The 18,333-nt window shown below is 66.0% G+C and carries 18 protein-coding genes, 1 tRNA gene and 2 pseudogenes; 10 read left to right on the plus strand and 11 right to left on the minus strand.

From position 1 onward, the window contains the following. Positions 1-143 precede the first annotated feature (143 nt). Genes AC3RX1_RS04170 through AC3RX1_RS04185 form a run of 4 tightly spaced genes read left to right on the plus strand, consistent with a single transcriptional unit; the run spans position 144 to position 4,267 of the window. On the plus strand, positions 144-1,457 hold the full coding sequence (locus AC3RX1_RS04170) for an ABC transporter substrate-binding protein (protein ID WP_491499986.1): 1,314 nt from the start codon (positions 144-146) through the stop codon (positions 1,455-1,457). Next, on the plus strand, positions 1,447-2,424 hold the full coding sequence (locus tag AC3RX1_RS04175) for a carbohydrate ABC transporter permease (RefSeq protein WP_491499987.1): 978 nt from the start codon (positions 1,447-1,449) through the stop codon (positions 2,422-2,424). The genes AC3RX1_RS04170 and AC3RX1_RS04175 overlap by 11 nt, the downstream gene beginning before the upstream one ends. Beyond that, positions 2,421-3,281 carry a carbohydrate ABC transporter permease gene (locus tag AC3RX1_RS04180; protein WP_491499988.1) on the plus strand — a complete coding sequence of 287 codons (861 nt, stop codon included), beginning with the start codon at positions 2,421-2,423 and terminating at the stop codon, positions 3,279-3,281. Before AC3RX1_RS04175 ends, AC3RX1_RS04180 begins: the two co-directional genes overlap by 4 nt. Then, positions 3,278-4,267: a glycoside hydrolase family 43 protein gene (locus tag AC3RX1_RS04185; protein WP_491499989.1), complete on the plus strand. Its 990-nt coding sequence runs from the start codon at positions 3,278-3,280 to the stop codon at positions 4,265-4,267. Before AC3RX1_RS04180 ends, AC3RX1_RS04185 begins: the two co-directional genes overlap by 4 nt. A gap of 24 nt (positions 4,268-4,291) precedes the next feature. Here the strand turns inward: AC3RX1_RS04185 and dcd are convergent, their stop codons facing one another. The 3 genes from dcd to AC3RX1_RS04200 form a co-directional block, all read right to left on the minus strand. Next, positions 4,292-4,897 (minus strand): dCTP deaminase, encoded by a 606-nt coding sequence (dcd, locus tag AC3RX1_RS04190; protein ID WP_491499990.1) that lies wholly within the window; start codon positions 4,895-4,897, stop codon positions 4,292-4,294. 47 nt (positions 4,898-4,944) lie between these two features. Continuing rightward, on the minus strand, positions 4,945-5,412 hold the full coding sequence (locus AC3RX1_RS04195) for a DUF2510 domain-containing protein (RefSeq protein WP_491499991.1): 468 nt from the start codon (positions 5,410-5,412) through the stop codon (positions 4,945-4,947). Positions 5,413-5,564: 152 nt separating this feature from the next. Then, on the minus strand, positions 5,565-6,446 hold the full coding sequence (locus AC3RX1_RS04200) for an SDR family NAD(P)-dependent oxidoreductase (protein ID WP_491499992.1): 882 nt from the start codon (positions 6,444-6,446) through the stop codon (positions 5,565-5,567). A gap of 100 nt (positions 6,447-6,546) precedes the next feature. Here AC3RX1_RS04200 and AC3RX1_RS04205 point away from each other — a divergent pair. Further along, positions 6,547-6,620, plus strand: a tRNA-Gly gene (locus AC3RX1_RS04205). Positions 6,621-6,802: 182 nt separating this feature from the next. Here AC3RX1_RS04205 and AC3RX1_RS04210 read toward each other — a convergent pair. After that, the gene (locus AC3RX1_RS04210; RefSeq protein WP_491499993.1) at positions 6,803-7,528 is read right to left on the minus strand and encodes a transposase; all 726 of its coding nucleotides are present in this window, start codon (positions 7,526-7,528) and stop codon (positions 6,803-6,805) included. Positions 7,529-7,550: 22 nt separating this feature from the next. Between AC3RX1_RS04210 and AC3RX1_RS04215 the strand changes: the two genes are divergently transcribed. Beyond that, positions 7,551-7,799 carry a hypothetical protein gene (locus AC3RX1_RS04215; RefSeq protein WP_491499994.1) on the plus strand — a complete coding sequence of 83 codons (249 nt, stop codon included), beginning with the start codon at positions 7,551-7,553 and terminating at the stop codon, positions 7,797-7,799. Positions 7,800-7,811: 12 nt separating this feature from the next. On the opposite strand, the pseudogene AC3RX1_RS04220 reads toward AC3RX1_RS04215, so the two are convergent. Continuing rightward, a pseudogene (locus AC3RX1_RS04220) lies at positions 7,812-7,913 on the minus strand (IS1/IS1595 family N-terminal zinc-binding domain-containing protein); the annotation flags it as partial. Positions 7,914-7,946: 33 nt separating this feature from the next. After that, the gene (locus tag AC3RX1_RS04225; protein WP_491499995.1) at positions 7,947-8,729 is read right to left on the minus strand and encodes a DUF3800 domain-containing protein; all 783 of its coding nucleotides are present in this window, start codon (positions 8,727-8,729) and stop codon (positions 7,947-7,949) included. Between the two features lie 185 nt (positions 8,730-8,914). Here AC3RX1_RS04225 and AC3RX1_RS04230 point away from each other — a divergent pair. From AC3RX1_RS04230 to AC3RX1_RS04240, 3 genes and pseudogenes are all read left to right on the plus strand, one after another. Further along, a protein-coding gene (locus tag AC3RX1_RS04230) for an IS3 family transposase (RefSeq protein ID WP_491499996.1) occupies positions 8,915-10,104 on the plus strand; the annotation gives its coding sequence in 2 pieces (ribosomal slippage) (positions 8,915-9,193 and positions 9,196-10,104; 1,188 coding nt in all). A gap of 174 nt (positions 10,105-10,278) precedes the next feature. Beyond that, positions 10,279-11,057: pseudogene (locus AC3RX1_RS04235) on the plus strand (phosphotransferase). Between the two features lie 103 nt (positions 11,058-11,160). Continuing rightward, positions 11,161-11,526, plus strand: a complete 366-nt coding sequence (locus tag AC3RX1_RS04240; RefSeq protein ID WP_491499997.1) for a tautomerase family protein — start codon at positions 11,161-11,163, stop codon at positions 11,524-11,526. Positions 11,527-11,790: 264 nt separating this feature from the next. Here the strand turns inward: AC3RX1_RS04240 and hisD are convergent, their stop codons facing one another. The 4 genes from hisD to AC3RX1_RS04260 form a co-directional block, all read right to left on the minus strand. Next, complete coding sequence (gene hisD, locus AC3RX1_RS04245) at positions 11,791-13,125, minus strand: histidinol dehydrogenase (RefSeq protein WP_491499998.1); 1,335 nt, start codon at positions 13,123-13,125, stop codon at positions 11,791-11,793. Between the two features lie 110 nt (positions 13,126-13,235). After that, on the minus strand, positions 13,236-14,216 hold the full coding sequence (locus tag AC3RX1_RS04250; RefSeq protein WP_498239100.1) for an amino acid ABC transporter ATP-binding protein: 981 nt from the start codon (positions 14,214-14,216) through the stop codon (positions 13,236-13,238). Further along, entirely contained in the window at positions 14,209-14,862 is a 654-nt protein-coding gene (locus AC3RX1_RS04255; RefSeq protein WP_491500000.1) for an amino acid ABC transporter permease, read from the minus strand. The genes AC3RX1_RS04250 and AC3RX1_RS04255 overlap by 8 nt, the downstream gene beginning before the upstream one ends. Before the next feature lie 55 nt (positions 14,863-14,917). Continuing rightward, positions 14,918-15,718, minus strand: coding sequence for an ABC transporter substrate-binding protein (locus AC3RX1_RS04260; RefSeq protein WP_491500001.1), 801 nt, complete (start codon positions 15,716-15,718; stop codon positions 14,918-14,920). A gap of 304 nt (positions 15,719-16,022) precedes the next feature. On the opposite strand from AC3RX1_RS04260, the gene AC3RX1_RS04265 reads away from it, so the two are divergent. Beyond that, a complete protein-coding gene (locus AC3RX1_RS04265) occupies positions 16,023-16,979 on the plus strand; it encodes a LysR family transcriptional regulator (protein ID WP_491500002.1) in 957 nt (318 codons plus the stop codon). Here the strand turns inward: AC3RX1_RS04265 and AC3RX1_RS04270 are convergent. After that, positions 16,962-18,302, minus strand: coding sequence for a flavin monoamine oxidase family protein (locus AC3RX1_RS04270; protein WP_491500003.1), 1,341 nt, complete (start codon positions 18,300-18,302; stop codon positions 16,962-16,964). The genes AC3RX1_RS04265 and AC3RX1_RS04270 overlap by 18 nt on opposite strands. Positions 18,303-18,333: the final 31 nt, after the last annotated feature.

The following is an 18,333-nucleotide window of genomic DNA, read 5'->3' on the forward strand; positions in this document are numbered from 1 at the left end:
TGCGCTCGGCTCGACCCTAGTACCGCTGCGTTACCGATCCGATGCTTGACAGCAAAATTCTAGCGCTGTAAATTCGCGGTCAACGCAGCGTGGACGATGGCAGCCATCCGCGCCGGGACCCTCACTCGAAGGAGAGCGATCACATGAAGAAGGCAGTGAGTCGGGGCCTCGCCCTCGGTCTCGCCCTGGCGGTCGGAATCGGCATGGCCGGCTGTGCCGGCGGTGGATCCGGCGGTGGTGGCGGAGATGCCGTGTCAGGCGGAGGCTCGTACGACGGCCCCAAGGTCGAGATCACGTTCTGGAACGGCTGGACCGGCGGCGCGGCTCCCGTGCTCGTGCCGAAGATGATCCAGAAGTTCAACTCGGAGCACAAGAACATCGTCGTGAAGGACGTCCCGCAGGAATGGGCCGACATCGCGTCGAAGATGCCGCTGGCCATCAAGGCGGGGAGGGGACCGGATGTCGCGGTCCTGCACGGCGACGACCTCGCCACGTACGCCGCCCAGCGCCTGCTGCTCAAGGCCGACGACATCGTGAAGAACCTGGGCTACGGCGCCGACGACTTCCCGCCGGGCGTCTTCGACAAGGGCAACTACAAGGGCGCCCAGTACGCCGTGCCGTGGAGCGTGACGCCCCTCGGCCTGTACGTCAACAAGGACGTGATGGCGAAGGGCGGGGTCACCGACATCCCGACCGATCAGGCGTCCTACCTCGCCGCGCTCGACAAGCTGAAGGCAGCGGGAGTGCAGGGCGAATGGGTCGACGGCTTCGTCTTCACCGGCACGTTCGAGTTCGAGAGCCTCGTGTGGCAGTTCGGCGGCGACCTCTACAACAAGGACGTCACCGAGGCGACGTTCAACTCCGAGGCCGGCGTCAAGGCGCTCACCTGGATGACCGACCTCGTGAAGAAGGGGTACAGCCCGGCGAACGTCGCGCAGGACGGCAATATCAAGGCGCTGCTGGCCGGCAAGACGGCGTTCAACTGGAACGGCGTCTGGCAGACCACCAACGACGCGTTCAAGGGGCTGAACTGGGCCGCGGCTCCCGTCCCGCAGATCGGCACGCAGAAGGCGGTCTGGTCGAGCTCGACGCACTGGGTGTTCCCCGCCAACAAGGGGCAGGACAAGAACAAGACCCAGGCGGCGGCGGTGTTCGTCAAGTGGATGAACGACAACTCCGCCGACTGGGCCTCGACCGGTGAGCTCCCCGGCGCCAACTCGGTGCGCAACGACCCGTCGCTGGTCCAGAAGTACCCGGACCTGAAGCCGTTCATCGGCGAGCTCGACTACGCGCACTACGAGACCGTGGCGCCGGGCATCAACGAGGCCAACGCGCTGATCACCACGGCCCTCAGCGAGGCGTTGACCGGCAAGAAGAGCCCGCAGCAGGCTCTCGACGACGCGAAGGCGAAGGCCGACCAGATCCTCAAGCAGAACCAGGCGAAGTATGGCGACTGACGCCGTCGTCGCGCCCGTCGCACCCGCGGCCGCTCCGGTCGTCGGGCGCGACGGGCGCCGCTCGCGTCCCGCCCCGCGCCGCAGGACGCTCACGGCCTACCTGTTCCTGGCGCCCTTCCTCGTCCTGTTCCTCACGTTCGTCGTCGCCCCGGCCGTCTTCGGCCTGTGGATCAGCCTCACCGACTGGAGCCCGTTCCGCGACGTGCAGCACTTCATCGGGCTGCAGAACTACATCAACCTGTTCACGCCCGGCACGACGACGTCGGGCGATTTCTGGCGCTCGATGGGCGCGACCGGCATCTTCACCCTCGCGAGCGTCCCGTTCCTCGTGGTCGTCCCGCTCCTGATCGCCGTCCTCCTGAACCGCCGCATCCGCGGCGGCGGCGTGTTCCGCACGATCTTCTTCGCCCCGTATGTGCTCGGCGTCGCCGTCGTCGGCCTGATCTGGGGTTACATCCTCGACACGCAGTCCGGCATCCTCAACCACCTGCTGTCGTTCCTCGGCCTCCCCGGCAACATCCCCTGGCTCGTTGACGTGCCCTGGGTGTGGGTCTCTCTCATGGCCGTCACGGTGTGGTGGACGATGGGGCTGAACACCGTGATCTTCCTCGCCGGGCTGAAGGGCATCAACCGCGACCTGTACGAGGCCGCCGCGATCGACGGCGCCGGCGCCGTTCGCTCGTTCTTCAACGTGACGCTGCCCGGGCTGCGTCCGGTGATGCTGTTCATCACGACGACCACGGTGCTCGCCTCGGCGAACATGTTCGGCCAGTCGTATCTGCTCACCAACGGCGGCCCGGGCAATGCGACCCGCACCGCGATCATGTACATCGCCGACCAGGGTCTGTCGCAGAACAACATGGCGGCGGCCTCGGCTATGAGCTACATCCTGTTCGCGTTCCTCGCCATCATCAGCATCATCAACTTCCGCGTGCAGCGGGAGCGCCAGGAGAAGGCCATCGCATGAGCGCCGTCATCGACGTCCCCGGCCGCCGCCCCGCCGCCCGCCGCGTCACCGCCACCACGATCCTCTACATCGTGCTGATCGCGCTCGCCCTGCTGATCGTGCTGCCCCTCGTGTGGACGCTGATCACGTCGTTCAAGACGGATGCGGATGCCGTGCGGAACCCCTACTCGCTGCCGAACCCGATCTCCCTCGACGCGTACGTCACGCTGGCCAGCGGGCAGCAGCCGATCCTCCTGTGGCTGTGGAACAGCTTCGCCGCGGCAAGCGTGCAGACGATCCTGATCCTCGTCACCGCGTCGATGGGCGCGTACGCGCTCGCCCGGCTCGACTTCGCGGGCAAGAAGATCGTGTTCGGCGTCATCATCTCGACGCTGCTCGTGCCGCCGGTCGTGTTCCTCATCCCGAACTACCTCATCGTGCAGAACCTCGGCTGGCTCGACACGATCCTGGCGATCACGGTGCCGGGCGCTGCCGGCGCGTTCGGCATCTTCTTCCTGCGGCAGTTCTTCGTCGGGCTGCCCGTGGAGATCGAAGAGGCCGCGCGCATCGACGGCGCCGGCGACTTCCGGATCTTCCTGCAGGTCGTGCTCCCGCTCGCGCGCCCGGCCCTCGCGACCCTCGCCGTGCTGTCGTTCCTGAACAACTGGAACGACTTCCTCTGGCCGGTGTACGTGCTGCTGTCGCCCGAGAACATGACGCTGCAGCCCGGCCTCGCCATGCTGCAGGGCGCGTATCGCACGCACTTCGCCATCGTGATGGCCGGCGCGGTGATCGCCTCGGTGCCGGTGCTGATCCTGTTCGGCATCGCGCAGCGCCAGATCGTCGACTCGGTGGCGGGCGCCGCGGTGAAGGGATGACCATGCCGCGCGCCGTGCTCGGCGCAACGGCTGCGGCAACGCTCGTGGCCGGTGCGCTGGGGTTCGCCGGGTGCTCCGCCGGGCAGCCGGCGAACACGCCTTCGGCGACGGATGCGTCGGCTCCCGCCTTCGCGATCGATGCCGACTTTCCCGACCCAGACGTGGTGGCGACGCAATCCGGCTACCTGGCGTTCGCGACGAACTCCTTCGGCGAGAACATCCAGGTCGCGTCATCCTCCGACCTGAAGACGTGGACCGTCGAGCAGCGCGACGCACTGCCCGAGCTGCCGGCGTGGGCGTCGAAGGGGCGCACGTGGGCGCCCGACGTCTCCGAGTTCGGCGGACGGGCGGTGATGTACTTCACCGCAGAGCACACCGACTCGGGCCGCCAGTGCATCGGGGTGGCGACGGCGCCGTCGCTCGACGGCACGTTCGCGCCGGCATCCGACAAGCCGATCGTCTGCACCCTCGATGCCGGCGGCTCGATCGACCCGAGCACGTTCGTCGACGCCGACGGAACGCGGTATCTGCTGTTCAAGACCGACGGCAATTGCTGCGGGCTCGACACGTGGATCGAGATCGCCCCGCTCGACCCCGACGGCCTGACCCTGGCGGCGCCCGCGAAGCGCATCATCAAGCAGACGGAGGAGTGGGAGGGGAACCTCGTCGAGGCGCCGACCCTCATCCGCCACGACGACGAGTACGTCCTCTTCTACTCGGCGAACGACTACGCGAGTGCGTCGTACGCCGTGGGCGCGGCGACGTCCGACTCGCTCTTCGGGCCCTACACGAAGCAGAAGACGCCGGTCGTTTCGATCGCGGAGAGCGGCGGCCGATGGGAGGGACCCGGCGGTCAGGACGTGGTGACGACCGACCACGGCGACGTCCTCGTGTTCCATTCGTGGGCCGCCGACCACATCTACCGCGGCATGAATGTCGCGCCGCTGGTCTGGTCGAAGTCCGGCGTGCACGTCAGCGTGCCGTAGCGCGTCGCGCTCCCCGGTGGGAGGTCAGCGGCCGAGGGAACCCGCGTCGCTGGTCCCGACATCCGTCACATGGAAGTTCTGGAACGAGCGGGATGCGGTGGGCCCGCGCTGGCCCTGGTACCGGTTGCCGTACTGACCCGCGCCGTACGGCGACTCGGCCGACGACGTGAGGCGGAAGAAGCAGAGCTGGCCGATCTTCATGCCCGGCCACAGCTTGATCGGCAGGGTGGCGACGTTCGACAGCTCGAGCGTGACGTGTCCGGAGAACCCCGGATCGATGAAGCCTGCCGTGGAGTGGGTGAGCAGGCCCAGGCGGCCGAGCGAGGACTTGCCTTCGAGCCGCGCGGCGATGTCGTCGGGCAGTGTCACCTGCTCGAATGTCGAGCCCAGCGCGAACTCGCCGGGGTGGAGCACGAAGGGCTCATCCGGCGCCACCTCGATGAGGTGGGTGAGATCGGGCTGATCCTCGGCAGGGTCGATGAACGGGTACTTGTGGTTGTCGAAGAGCCGGAAGTAGCGGTCGAGCCTGACGTCGACGCTCGACGGCTGGACCATCGCGGGGTCCCAGGGGTCGAGCGCGATGCGCGCCTCGGTGATCTCCCGGCGGATGTCGCGGTCGCTGAGCAGCACGAGGTCAGCCTACCGGCGCCGGGTCGCGGCGCCGCGCCGGGTGTCGTTCAGCCGAGTTGACCGGCCGCCATCAGGCGGAGGATGACGGTGCCGAGGCCGACGATCACGAGCACGACGCTCAGCGCCGTGGCGATCATGGCCTCGTTGCGACCGGTCGCGATGCGCACCGCGCGGCGGCCGCCGCTCACGCCGAGAGCGAGGGACAGGATGCCGCCGCCGAGCGCGACGACCGGCAGGAGCCAGGTCGGCGTCGGAACGAGCCAGGCCGCGGCCACCACGGCGAGGGCGGCGATCGCGATGATGAGCGCGGTCAGGGCGATGCGATTGCGCTCGAGGAGCGACGTCTCGACGGGGAGGGGCATCATGCGCGCGCTGCGCGGAGCGGACGGGGTGAGTGCGACGGCTGCCTTGACGCGATCGGTCCAGGCGGTGCCGTCCCACCAGCGCAGCTGCGTCGGGTCGCCGTCGCGGTACCAGCCGGCAGGCAGGCTGTCGTGCGCGTGCTCGATGGTCATGTCATCCCCCAGTTCCCATGGCCGACCATCCGCGCGAACTCCCCAGAACGCGGTTCGCGCCCACCGGCGCGACGATGATGGTTCTCTCATATTGTGGCGGCAGCGGCGGTTCGCGGCAAGTGTCATTCTTGTCCGGCGTGTCCGACCCCGTCTCAGCGATCGAGGAGGGCGGCGAGCTCCCAGACGCGCCGCGCCTCCGCGTCGTCGCGGAGGGCGCGGAACGGGTGCAGCTGCCGGGGCGGACCGGCGAGCTGGAGCAGACCGGAGGGGCCGAACAGGCCGCCGGAGGCGGTGTCTGTCGTGACGGCGCGCAGAGCCGGTTCGGCGGCCTGGCGCCGCGAGTTGCCGAGGTGGCGGACAGCCGAGCCGACGACGGCGGACGGCAACAGACGCCGGATCGGGTCGGCGATCGCCGTGTCGGGGGCGATGCCGGGATGGCACAGCCGCACGTGCAGGTCGGGTTCGCGTCGGGCGAGCTCGAGGCCGAACAGGCCGAGTGCGAGCTTCGCCTGCCCGTAGGCGCGGAGGGCGCCGTAGCGGTGGTGGAGCTGCAGGTCGTCCCAGCGGATGCGCGACGGCGCGGCATCGATGCTGATCTGGAACGCGACGTGGGCGTGGGTGGCGCGCAGCTGCGCCAGGATGCCGCGAGTCAGGAGCGCGTGGCCGAGGAAGTTCGTCTGGAAGTGCAGCTCGTAGCCATCGCTCGTGAGGTGGCGGGTGCGGTCGCCGGGGAGGACGACGCCGCCGTTGGCGACGAAGATGTCGATCGGTTCGGGGGCGAGGTCGTCGACGAGACGGCGGACGGATGCGAGGCGGGCGAGATCGAGGTCGCGCAGCTCGACGACCGCGTCGGGCACGGCCTGGTGGATGCGGGCGACGGCGGTGTCGCCCTTGGCGCGGTTGCGCACGGGTAGAAGCAGCCGGGCGCCGGATGCGGCGAGCCCGCGCGCGATCTCGACGCCGACTCCGTCGCTGGCTCCCGTGATGAGGGCCGTCTTGCCGCTCAGATCGGGTAGGTCGATCGCCACATCCATCCCCCGTCTGTCGGTGACTGCCCCATTCTGGCGCGGGCGTCGCAGTCGGCGTGAGCTCGAGCGGGCCTGTTATGCTGGCCGGGCGCGCCTTTGCGCGCGTGGGGCTGTAGTTCAATGGCAGAACTTCTGCTTCCCAAGCAGACAGCGCGGGTTCGATTCCCGTCAGCCCCTCCAAAGCTCCGAGGTGCCGCCGCAGGCGGTGCATCGGAGCTTCTGCGTGGTTGCCGTCGGAACCGATCTGCTTCGGGTGGGCCCCCGCGGCCGGAGGCTCCGCGCGCCGGCGCAGCCGGGGGGTGGAGGGGCCGTGGGGACGATTCCCGGGTTATCGGCAAGAAACAGTGGATGGCTCGGGCGTGTCATGTCTGTCGTGCTCGTCCTGCCCATCCTGTTCTGAGCCAGAGTCCTTCGCGTGCGTCGAGGCCGGTGTCGTAGAGGGCTGGTCCGTCGGTGTCGTTCGCGGCCGGTGAGGGCGCTTTCGTTTGTGGCGGGTCGGCGTGCTGGTGGGCGCGGCTGAGCGGTACTTCTTTGAGGAGCAGGAACCACTCGACGGCGCGGCGGCGATGCTCGATGCTCATCCCGCGGTGGTGGCGCAGCAGGTGTCGGATCTGTGCGTTGATCCCGCCCTCGAGCGGGGATGTGGTCCGCGGGTTCCCGTGCTCGAGGAACGTGAACACGTGTCCGGCTTCAGCGGCCCGGTGAAGGATCGCCCAGGCCTTGCGGAGCCGGAGGTGGGTGAATCCGAACTGGCCGTTGTCGTAGAGAGTGCGCTCCTTTGTGAGGTGCCCGAACTGCTGCCACCATGCCTCGAGCAGCAACCGCCAGGTGATCGCGGCATCGACGTCGTGCACGTCGCTGAGCTGCATCGCGATCTGTCGCAGTGCGCGCCCGGCCTTGAGTCGCGGGCTCCTGGTCAGTTCGCGGGTCACGTTCATCTGCAGATGGAAGATGCACCGTTGCACGACGGTGCCGGGCCAGGCGCGGGCGAGGGCGGAGCGGATGCCGGTGCCCCCGTCGGTGACGACGACCTCGGGTGGCGGGATCTGCTCGAACAGCGCCTCCCAGGCCGGCGGTGGACTCCCCACCGGACCACTGCCAGGCGATCACGTGTCCGGTATCGGAGAGGGCGATCAGAAGGCACCAGGATCCGATCCAGATCCCGTCGACGAGGATCGCGTCGTGGACTTCGCCGGTGACCGGCATTCGGGGCTGCAGATCCCAGCACCATGCGGTCTCGTGCCGGAACGAGCGGCCGGTGCCGCCACCGGCCTCAGCCTGCGTGTTCTTCCCGGTCAGCCGGCGAAGGAACCGGTGCAGCTGCTTACGCTGGGCGTCATCCGTTCGGCGTCGGGTTGACGATGCGCCGCACTCGCGACACCGCCACCGTTGCGTTCCCGAGGGATGGCGGCCGTTCTTCACCAGCCGGGATCCGCATACCAGACATGAGGCCGAGTTCGAGGGAAGGTCCACAGCCAAGGGTCGCCGACCATGACGATCCCCCGATCACCGCAGAATCACGCGGCTAGATCGAGATCCCATCCACTCTTTTCTGCCTATAACCCACGGCAGGCTCATCGGGAACCCCGGCTCTGCGAAGCACTTCAGACCGTAGTTCACCGCTTGGTTCCCTGGACCACGCCGGATTTGATGCCGGATCTGCATCAGGTGACCTTCCTCGTAGCCGCCATACTCGTCCTCTCGGATCGCCGCGCGCAGCATGCCGACATACTGATCCGCAGCCTGCACGCCGGAGTTCTGCGCCGTTGCAATGAACTTCGGTGTCGTAGCCAGCAGGGACCTGTCTGCGTAGCTGTGCCGGCGACTGTGCAACGCAAAGTACTCGAGGGTCTTCTGGTGATCAAAGCCGCGTACGTGACCGAAGAACACTCGCACCTGCTGACGGCCGCCCGGCCAGTACTCAGCGCCGAGCAGGATTCTGTCGAGCAGCACGCCGGCCGCGTAGTTGTAGAACGTCCGGTGATCCGATCCGATGCCCGAAGTGGTCGGAATGGTCGCCTTCTTGAACACTACGAAGTTGAGCTGAACACCTTGCACTTGGGCGAGCGTTCGCGCGACGAACTGCCGCTTCCGAAACTCGCGGCAATGGTTCACCCAGTGCAGGGGCGTCTTGAGTGGGACGCCGAACTTTTCCTTGATCAGGGCGACCGCGCGTGCGAGGTTCTGGCGTGCTGTCTCATCAGCAGTGACAGCGCCCATGATGAAATACGTCGACGACTTCTGGCCAATGCCGCGGTCCCCAGCCTCATCCACGAAAGACATCAGCATAGGCACGACACTAGAGCACGAGTCGAGCCAGATTGCCCCCAGCTCGACGTGATCTGCTCACGCGGGCAGTACTGGCTCGGAGCCTGACCCGGTTTCCCGGACACCTGAGTTGAGGCGATGGGTCTGCCCCGAGTTTGGTTGACATCTGAACTGTGAGGATTCGTCCTCGCTGGAAGGATGTTCTTGTGGCAAAGCCCTATCCCCGAGAGTTCCGCGATGATGTCGTGGCCGTGGCCCGGAAGGGTCAAGCGCCGCTGGCGCAGATCGCGAAGGACTTCGGTATCTCCGAAGGCTCGTTGAGCAACTGGATGAAGCAGGCCGACGTCGAGGACGGCAAGCGTGCCGGCCTGACCGACGACGAACGCAAGCAGCTGCGTGAGGCGAATAAGCGGGTCCGGCTGTTGGAGCAGGAGAACGAGGTGCTGCGGCGGGCCGCGGCGTATCTGTCGCAGGCGAACCTGCCGGGAAAATAGTCTTCCCGCTCGTCCACGAGATGGCTGCGGCCGGCGCTCCCATGAGGGTGCCGGTCGCGGTGGCGTTGCGGGTCCTCGGCCTGTCCAGGCAGGGGTACTACCAGTGGCTCAAAGACCCGGTCTCCCAGCGGGACTGGGACGACGCGCACCTGATCGATGTGCTCTACGACCTCCATGCCGACGACGTCACGCTCGGGTACCGGTTCCTCACCGACGAGCTCGAGAGCGAGCACGGAATCACCGCGAGCGAGAACCGAGTGCATCGGTTGTGCCGGATCGCGGGGATCCACGCGTCGCACCACCGCAAGCGCAGCAAGCCCGGCAGCACGGGACCTGCGCCGCACGATGACCTCCTCGCGGTCATCGACGAGCACGGCGTCATCCGGCACGAGTTCATCGCCGACGGGGCGAACAAGGTCTGGCTCTGGGACATCTCGGAACACCCGACCAGAGAAGGCAAGCTCTACATCTGCGCGATCAAAGACGTCTGGTCGAACAAGATCGTCGGTTACTCCATCGACACCCGCATGAAGTCATCTCTCGCCCGCGCGGCGATGCGCAACGCGATCGCGTTGCGCTCACCTGACGGCACGATCTGCCACCCCGACAGAGGCGGCCAGTTCCGCGCGAAACGCACCCAGAACCTGCTCCGCAACAACGGGCTGGTCGGCTCCATGGGCAGGTCTTACGGCGCCGGCGACAACGCGAGTATGGAGAGCTTCTTCAGTCTCCTCCAGAAGAACGTACTCAACACGAGACGCTGGGACACCCGCGCCGATCTCCGCCTCGCGATGGTCACCTGGATCGAGACGAAGTACAACCGCCGACGCCGGCAGCGCGGCCTCGGCAAACTCACCCCCGCCGAGTTTGAGATGATCTACAAGGACGCAGAAGCGGCCTGATCACCCCAAACCCCGACTGTCAACAAGACTCGGGGCAGACCCCACACTCACGCGAGGTGCCCTGAACCATCTTCCCAAGCAGACAGCGCGGGTTCGATTCCCGTCAGCCCCCAAAGAGTGGCGGCATCCCGCTGATGAGGTGACATCGGTCATGCGCCAGGGCATGATCAAGATGTGTCCGACGTCGACCATCTTCTCCGCAGCGTCGGTGTGAACCGCTCGGATTGGGTGCCGGCAGGAAGCGGCGAGTCTGGGGCCGCAGTGTTCCACGATGCCGCCCGGCAACGATTCGTCAAGGTGGTTCCGGCGCGCTCGGCTGCCGAGCTTGCGGCTGAACGGGACCGGATCATCTGGTTGGAGCGCGTCGGTCTGCCCGGTGCCCGCGTGATCGACTGGCACTCCACAGCCGACGGCGCATCTCTGATGACGACCGCGGTGCGTGGAGTCTCAGCGGATCGCGTGGACGCCGACGCTCTTCGGCGCGCCTGGCGGTCGATCGCTGACCGTCTCCGCGAACTGCACGACCTGCCGGTCGACGACTGCCCATTCGACATGCGATTTGACGCGAAGATGGAGATCGCGAGGAGGGTCGTCGACGAGGGCCGTGTGCATGTTGAGTTCGTCCCCGAAGCACTGCAGAGCACACCGCCCCGACGCATCATCGGCATTCTGGAGGCACAGCTGGCGGAGCGCGGATCACAAGAGGATGCCGATCTCGCGGTATGCCATGGGGATCTGTGCCTGCCCAACATCGTGATCGACCCCGACACGGACGCCTCGGCCTCGCCGACCCCTACGCCGATTTCGCCCTGCTCCTCGGAAACTCACGCGAAACGTGGCGCGACCGATCCGCCGCACGGGCGGCTGATCAGGACTTCGCGCGGCGCTACCGAGTGGCGCTGGACCATGAGCGTCTCTGGTTCTATCAGGCGCTGGATCCGCTCACCTGGTGAACACACCAGACACCTGACCCGATGGGATGCTGAACCCACGCCCTATCTGCGAGTGCCGTGTCCTCCGCTGTCCGCCGAGCGGCGAAGGGAGATCGCGGTCGAGTTGACGGCCGCGGTCGTCGGCCTCTTCACGCCGCTCCGCGGTCCCAGTGCGGACGACATCCGTTCGCGCACCACGATCCACTCCACGCCGCACAGCGATGAGGAGCTCTTCATCGGAGGTGTCGCCTCCGGCACCGACCGGCCCGACGTCACGGTGGAACTCACCGACTGGTACCTGAGCGCGCGGCAATGTCGGAAGACTGCGGCAGCGCTCACGCCCGTTCTGGTTCGGCTGTTCGGCTCGGCGCCCGAGTCCACGAACATCCGCTTCCATCCGTATGCGCCCACGGCGTTCGCCGTCGGCGGTCGCCTGCTCAGCGACCGGGTCCCCGCCGTCAGCCGGTTCGCCAAGCGGCTGTTCGGCTGAACCTGGTCCGATCAGACCACGGACCAGATCCGCTCGATCGGCACGGCCCGGCCGAGAATGGCCGCAATTCGCGGAGTGGATGACCTTCGGTCTCGAGGATGACCATCGAGTGAGTGATCGATTCTGGTGACGCGAGCCTCACGGTGTCCCGAGTACCAACGGTGCCGTGTTCCGCTATGGGCGCGGACTTCATCGTCGCTTCTCAGGGAGTTCGCGCCGATGAGGCGGGTGCGGAGATCGCGATGGCCCTGCGCACCCGCCACATCACTTGGTCTCGGCGTAGTCCTCGTAGCTTGCCAAGCGCCGCGTTGCCGTTGCGCTGTGAGCGGCCATGCCCTCTGAGTCCGAGATGACCTGCACCGCGTTCGCCAAGACAGGGGTCGCCTCACGTGTGACGCGCTGATACGTCAGTGGCTTGAGGAACCGGGAGACGGACAGGCCGGCGCTGTGCTTCGCCCCGCCGGCAGTTGGTAGGACGTGATTGGTACCTGCCATGCCTTTGTCGGAGTAGGCGACCGTGCTCCAGGGGCCGAGGAAGATGGAGCCGTAGTTGCGGAGGCGGTCGTGGTACCACTGGTCGTCGGCGGTGATGATCTCCAGGTGTTCGGGAGCCAGATCGTCCATCAGCACGGCCGCGGTCTCGCGATCCCGAGCGACTGTGACCGTACCGTAGTCACGCCAGGCCGGGCCCGCGATCGGCTCCGTGGACAGGCCACCGAGTTGACGCTCGACGGCTTCGATTACGGCGCGTCCATGCTCCTCGGACGTCGTGACTAGCGCGGCCGGTGAGGTAGGCCCGTGCTCGGACTGCCCCAGCAAGTCAGCGGCGACAATCTCCGGGTCGGCGGTCTCGTCGGAGATCACCGCGACCTCGGAGGGACCGGCCAGGAGGTCGATCGCTACTGTTCCGAACAGCTGCCGCTTGGCCTCGGCGACGAATGCGTTTCCCGCGCCGACGAGCATGTCGACGGGAAGGTCACCGAGCAGGCCGTATGCCATCGCAGCGAGTGCCTGAACGCCACCGAGGACGAAGACGCGGTCTACGCCTGACAGGTACGCAGCATAGACGACCGCGTCATTTGCCTCTCCGTTCGGCTGAGGCGGAGTGCACGCCACGACTGTGGGAACGCCGGCCGCCTTTGCGACACCGACGGTCATGAACGCCGAGGCGGTCAACGGGAACCGACCGGCCGGGAGGTAAGCGCCGACGCGGGAGACGGGTACATACCGAGCTCCGGTGATCAGGCCGGGGACCAGCTCGGTTTCGAAGTCGGTGAGGTGCTCGCGCTGTGCGGCAGCAAATGCCTTCGTGCGCTGCGATCCGAGTTCGATCGCCTCTCGCAGGTCGGACGGGAGCCGGTCGCCGCTCCTCGCGATCTGCTGCGACGTCAACTCAATCTCGGTGCCCTGGTAATTGTCGAGCCTGCGAGCGTAGTCGAGCACGGCGTCGAGGCCACGGCTCTGGATGTCGGTGAGCATCTCGGTGACGGTGCGGATCACGGCGGGGTCTCGCTGTGCGGCTGGTGCGTCGACAAGCGGCGTCTTGAGGAACCGGTAGGAGCCTTCGAGGCTCTGCAGCACAGGGGTGGAATAGCGCATGGTGAAATCGGTAGGACGGAACCCGTCACCCCATAGGCCGACTGGATACGGGGTGTTTGATGGGATGTTTCTGGCCTACGCTGTCCTTTCTTGATTGACGGGGTCTAGGTTCATTCGTTGTCGAGTCGTTCGACGACGCCTGCCGCGGGGCTGTCGAGAATCGCGCGTCTTGCGGCGTCGTCCTTCTCTTGTGCTCCATTGGTCTCATCGCGTTCGAGCCGGTCGGCGTCGAGCGCGTCAATGGCTGCTGTCTCGGGAGTGCTAAGCACTCCGGAGCGGCGCAGCAGGGCACGAGTCTTCGTGTGCTGAGGGTTTACGAACACCTCAGACGGCGGCCCCTGCTCGACGATGCGGCCCTCATCCATCACGACGATGCGGTCGGCGATCTCCCGGGCGAATTGCATTTCGTGGGTGACGATCATCATCGTTGTGCCTTGCTCTGCGATCTTCTTGATCACAGAGAGGACCTCGCCGACTAGTTCCGGATCCAGCGCTGAGGTCGGTTCATCGAACAGCATCACCGACGGGTTCATCGCCAGTGCCCGGGCAATGGCGACGCGCTGCTTCTGTCCTCCGGACAGACGGCTGGGGTAGTTCTCCATCCGGTCCGCAAGGCCAACCTGTGTCAGAGCTTCTTCGGCGAGGCGACGAGCTTCTGCTTCGGGGATCTTCTTCACATCACGGAGCGGTGCCATGACGTTGCCGAGGGCAGATTTGTTCAAGAACAGATTGAAATGCTGGAACACGAAGCCGATATCACGGCGCTTTTGCGCTGTCGCGACGGCCTTCTCCTCCACGAGGGTGCCATCACGATCGGTATATCCGACGAGGTGACCATCGACGAGAATCCGCCCGACGTCGACCGTTTCGAGCTTGTTGATGCAACGCAACAACGTGCTCTTGCCAGAGCCGCTGGAGCCTAGGAGCGCGACGACCTCCCCCTTCTTGACAGTGAGATCGACGCCTTTGAGCACCTCAAGTCGACGCGGATCCACTCCGCGTCGGAAGATTCGGGCCCAGATTCCCGGCTTCTTGCCGACGATAAACGTCTTGTGGACACCCTGAATGCTGATGACGGCAGTGTCAGACACGAGCACGCGCCCTCCTTTCGAGGCCGATGACCAGCCTCGAAAGCGGCAGGCTGATGACCAGGTAGAGCAATGCCGCCGCGGTGTAGATTTCGGTGGTCTGGAACGTCTGGCTGTTCAGATTGTTGGCGGTCTTCAAGATCTCCGGAACAGCGATCACAGACGTCAGAGCAGTGTCCTTGACCATGGCGATGAAGTAATTGCCGATCGGCCCGAGCGAGACGATGAATGACTGCGGAATCACGATTCGCCAGAGAGTCTTCGTCGGCGTGTAGCCGAGCGACAGCGCCGCCTCGGTTTGACCGTGCTCAACGGAGAGGATCGCGGTCCGGTATACCTCCGACAGATACGCGGCGTAGTTCAAACCCAGGCCGGCAATCCCTGCCGTTATCGGGTCGATGCTGACTCCGAAAACGGGCAAGACGAAGAAGATGTAGACAAGCTGCACCAGCAGCGGTGTCCCTCGGATGACCTCGACGTAGAACGCAGCAATGCCGTTCAAGATCTTGCTCTTCGAGATGCGGGCCAGCGCGATCAGCAGGCCGAGGACGAGACCGACGAACATGCCGCCCAGAGCGAGCCACAGCACGATCGGTACCGCCGCCAGTAGCACGGGGATGTACCCCAGCGTGGTGGTGATGAAGTCCATGATGATCTCTCATTGAGGGTGCGGGGCACCGGGCGAGCGCCCCGCACCGTGAGCGCTACTTGGCGACGGCGTTCGCGTCGGTGAGGCCGTACTTCTCGAGGATCTTCAGGTAGTCGGGGCTGGCCTGCAGCTCCTTCAGCCCTTCGTTCAGTTCCTTGAGGAGCTCCGAATCGTCCTTCCGTACGGCAGCAGCAATCACGCCCGGGAAGTAGGGCTTGTAGGGCTCTACGAGCTTCACCTTGTCGTTGGGGTTCTGCACCAGGCTGTAAGCGACCACGGCGGTGTCAGTGAAGGCGGCGTCAACCTGCTTATTGGCTACGGCCTGCACGAGCGCTGCTTGGGAGTCGAAGAACTTGGTGTCAGAGGGACCGAGGGTCTTGATCCACTCCTGGAACGTGGTTCCGGTCTGTGCACCAACCACCTTGCCCTTGACGTCCTCGCGTGAGGTCATCGTCGAGTCGGCAGGAACCACCATGCCTTCACCCTGTGTGTACCAGGTGTCGGTGAAGGTCACTTCCTTCTTTCTCTCATCCGTCGCGTACATTCCGTCCGCGATGACATCGCCCTTCTTCGCCTTCAACGCCGCGATCATGGTGCTGAACTCGGTGTTGAAGACCTTGACTTTCCAGCCGTTCTTCTTCGCGATCCAATTGATCATGTCGCCGTCGATGCCGGTCAGATTGCCCGCTCTGTCATTGAAGGCGAACGGGGCGTCGTTGGAGTTGATGACCGTGATCGTCTTCGATCCGGTGCTCGGACCCGAAGCCGAGCCGGCACACGCCGAGAGGGCGAGCACACTGGCGGCCACCACTGCAGTTGCAGTCACCACTCGGGTCAGCGCTGTGTGGAGCTTCATGAGGAGCCTTTCTGTCTGGCCCGTCAGCGGAATGTCCAGCCGCGGGTTTACAGAGGAAGTTAGCCACCTGCGACCCATTCCACAACCCGATATGTCACGATGCGCCACACAGGAGAACCCAATTGGATCGCTTCCATCTCATGGGAAACCCCCGATTGAGGGAGATTTTGCTCAACCCGGAGAAGCCAAGCGCTGTGCGCACCTGTGGGTCGCCAGGGCGGTATGCAAGGACGGCAGAGCGGCAGGCCCAGCGGATATTACAAGCTTGGATGGTACGTGGCTACGTTTGCTCTAGGGTGTCCCTATGACTCTGGCGCAGCTGCGGGCCTTCCTCGCCGCTCTTGAACTCGGCTCATTTACGGCCGCGGCCGGGGAACTCGCGACGACGCAAGCTTCCATCTCGGAGTTGGTGGCCAGGCTAGAGCGTGAACTCGGGCTGAAGCTCTTCACCCGGGGGAGCCGTCGACTTGTTCCCACTGCTGCCGCTCTCGAGTTGCGAAGCCACGCCCTTCAGGCGGTCTCGGCCATCAGCAATGGTTTGGACGCAATACAAGCTCTCAACTCCTTAGCAGGTGGCACCTGCACGTTCGGCGTGCTGCGCAATGCGGCCTATTACGACCTCTCCGACCTCGTCCAGCGCTTTCATCGCAAGCACCCGAACGTCAAGGTGCGTCTCGTGGGTTTGAACTCGGCTCTGGTTGCCGAGTCGATTGCCGCTGGGGAGATCGAGGCTGGTCTTGTGGTCCTACCGATCGCTGAGACTGGGCTCACCGTCCGCCCACTATTTCGGGACGAGGTGCTTTACGCATCCACCAAGCGCACAGCAGGCGAGGGTCCGGTGACGATCGAGGAGATTGCGAGAGCCAAGCTCGTCCTCTACGACGCCTACGCGGGATGGTCGGACCCCACTCGGAAGCAGCTTCTCGAACGCGCTCGGTTGAAGGGACTGCAGATCGACCCCGCAATCGAGGTGGAACACGTTGAGACCGCCCTCAGCTTGGTGGCGACCGGCGCGGCCGACACCATCGTTAGTCGCACCATCGCGGAGGGTCCCACCTTCCCCCCGGGGATCAATGTGATGCCGATGGCTGAACCCTTCTACGACACGCTCGCTCTCGTCCACCGGGAAGGGGCTTACCTCTCCCCTGCCACGAGGCGCATCGCGCAACTTGCCGAGACGACTCTTCTCGCAAAGGTCGCCGGGCATGAGGGACGTACAGCCATTGCGACAGGTGACAGCGACTCACGGACCGACTTGTAAGCGATCCGCTCCCCAGATGCGCTCGATCGGGACCGCCCGGCCGAGGATGCGCTCGGCGGCGCGGTGGCCGGAGAACATCGCCCCGGCGACGGTCGCGGGGTCGTCTGTCCAGGTCGCCTCGCCGGCCAGGTGCAGAACGTCGCCGATGGGTGTCGCGAGGTCGTCGTGATCCGCGGTCTTCCCACCGACCTTCATGAACGCGTACGAACCGCGCGAATACGGATCGTCCTGCCACCTCGTCCGGTGAAGGCGGATCGGCGGAACGACGCGGTCGCCATAGAGCCGCCGCAGCTGTGCCATGACCGATTCGACCACCTGTTCATCGGACCAGCGCCGGATGCCGCGGGCGGCCGGCCCGGCAGCGAACGTCAGCAGAGTGGGCTCTCCATGCACGGCCGTGAGGTCGTACCAGGAGTGCCACCACCGGCCCTCCTGACCCTGCTGACGGATCGCGTAGACGTCGTCGTCCCAGAACCGGGCCGGGAAGCGCAGGACGATCTTCTCGAACGCGTTCATCTCCAGTCGCCCCAGTGCCTCGGCGTTCACGGCGGGCAGGTCAGGCCCGATCTCGACGGAGCCGTCCTGCAGCACCCCCACCGGCAGCGTCACGACCGCCGTGTCGCCGACGAACACGCCCCGCGACGTCGTCACCCGGACACCATCCGTCCAATCGATCACGGTGACGACATGCTCAAGACGCACTTCCAGCCCTTCGGCCAGACGCGCCGGCAGCACGTCGTAACCATCGGGGAACACCACCTCGTCGCCGTCGATCGCGTCGTCGTCGAGGCCGTGGGCGGCGAGATCCTCGATCCACGCACCGTACTGCTCCTCGGAACGGTGCTCCAGATACTCCCGGACCCGCTGTTCGCGTTCCGGCTCCCACCCGAGCAGAGCGAGCGCGGCGTCCGTCACGTCTCGATAGGAGTCGTCCGCCCTCGACTTCGCGATCAGCCCCGGAAGCACCGCGTCGAGCCGGTGCACGTCTGCCGCGAATTCTCCTGTCTCCTGGTCGGACAGTCGCCGCCCATCCGGCGCGTAGTACGCGATCGGCCGGCTGTCGGGCTGGTATCCGCCCACGGTGAACTCCACCGTGTGCATCCCCAACGCCTCGGCGGCAGCCGCGACCGGACTGCCGTCGACACCGTGGATCCACGAGGCACCCAGGTCTGTGACTCCGGTGGCGCGGTCGGTGTGCACGCGACCGCCGACCCTGTCCCGCGCCTCGAGAACGACGACGCGGCGGCCGCCGTCCTGGAGCAGCCGAGCGGCGGTGAGCCCTGCCACGCCGGCACCGACGATGATCGTGTCGACGCGCGCCACGCCTTCCCCCTCCGACGAACGGCAGAACCAG

This window comes from Microbacterium altimontanum (assembly GCF_058349865.2).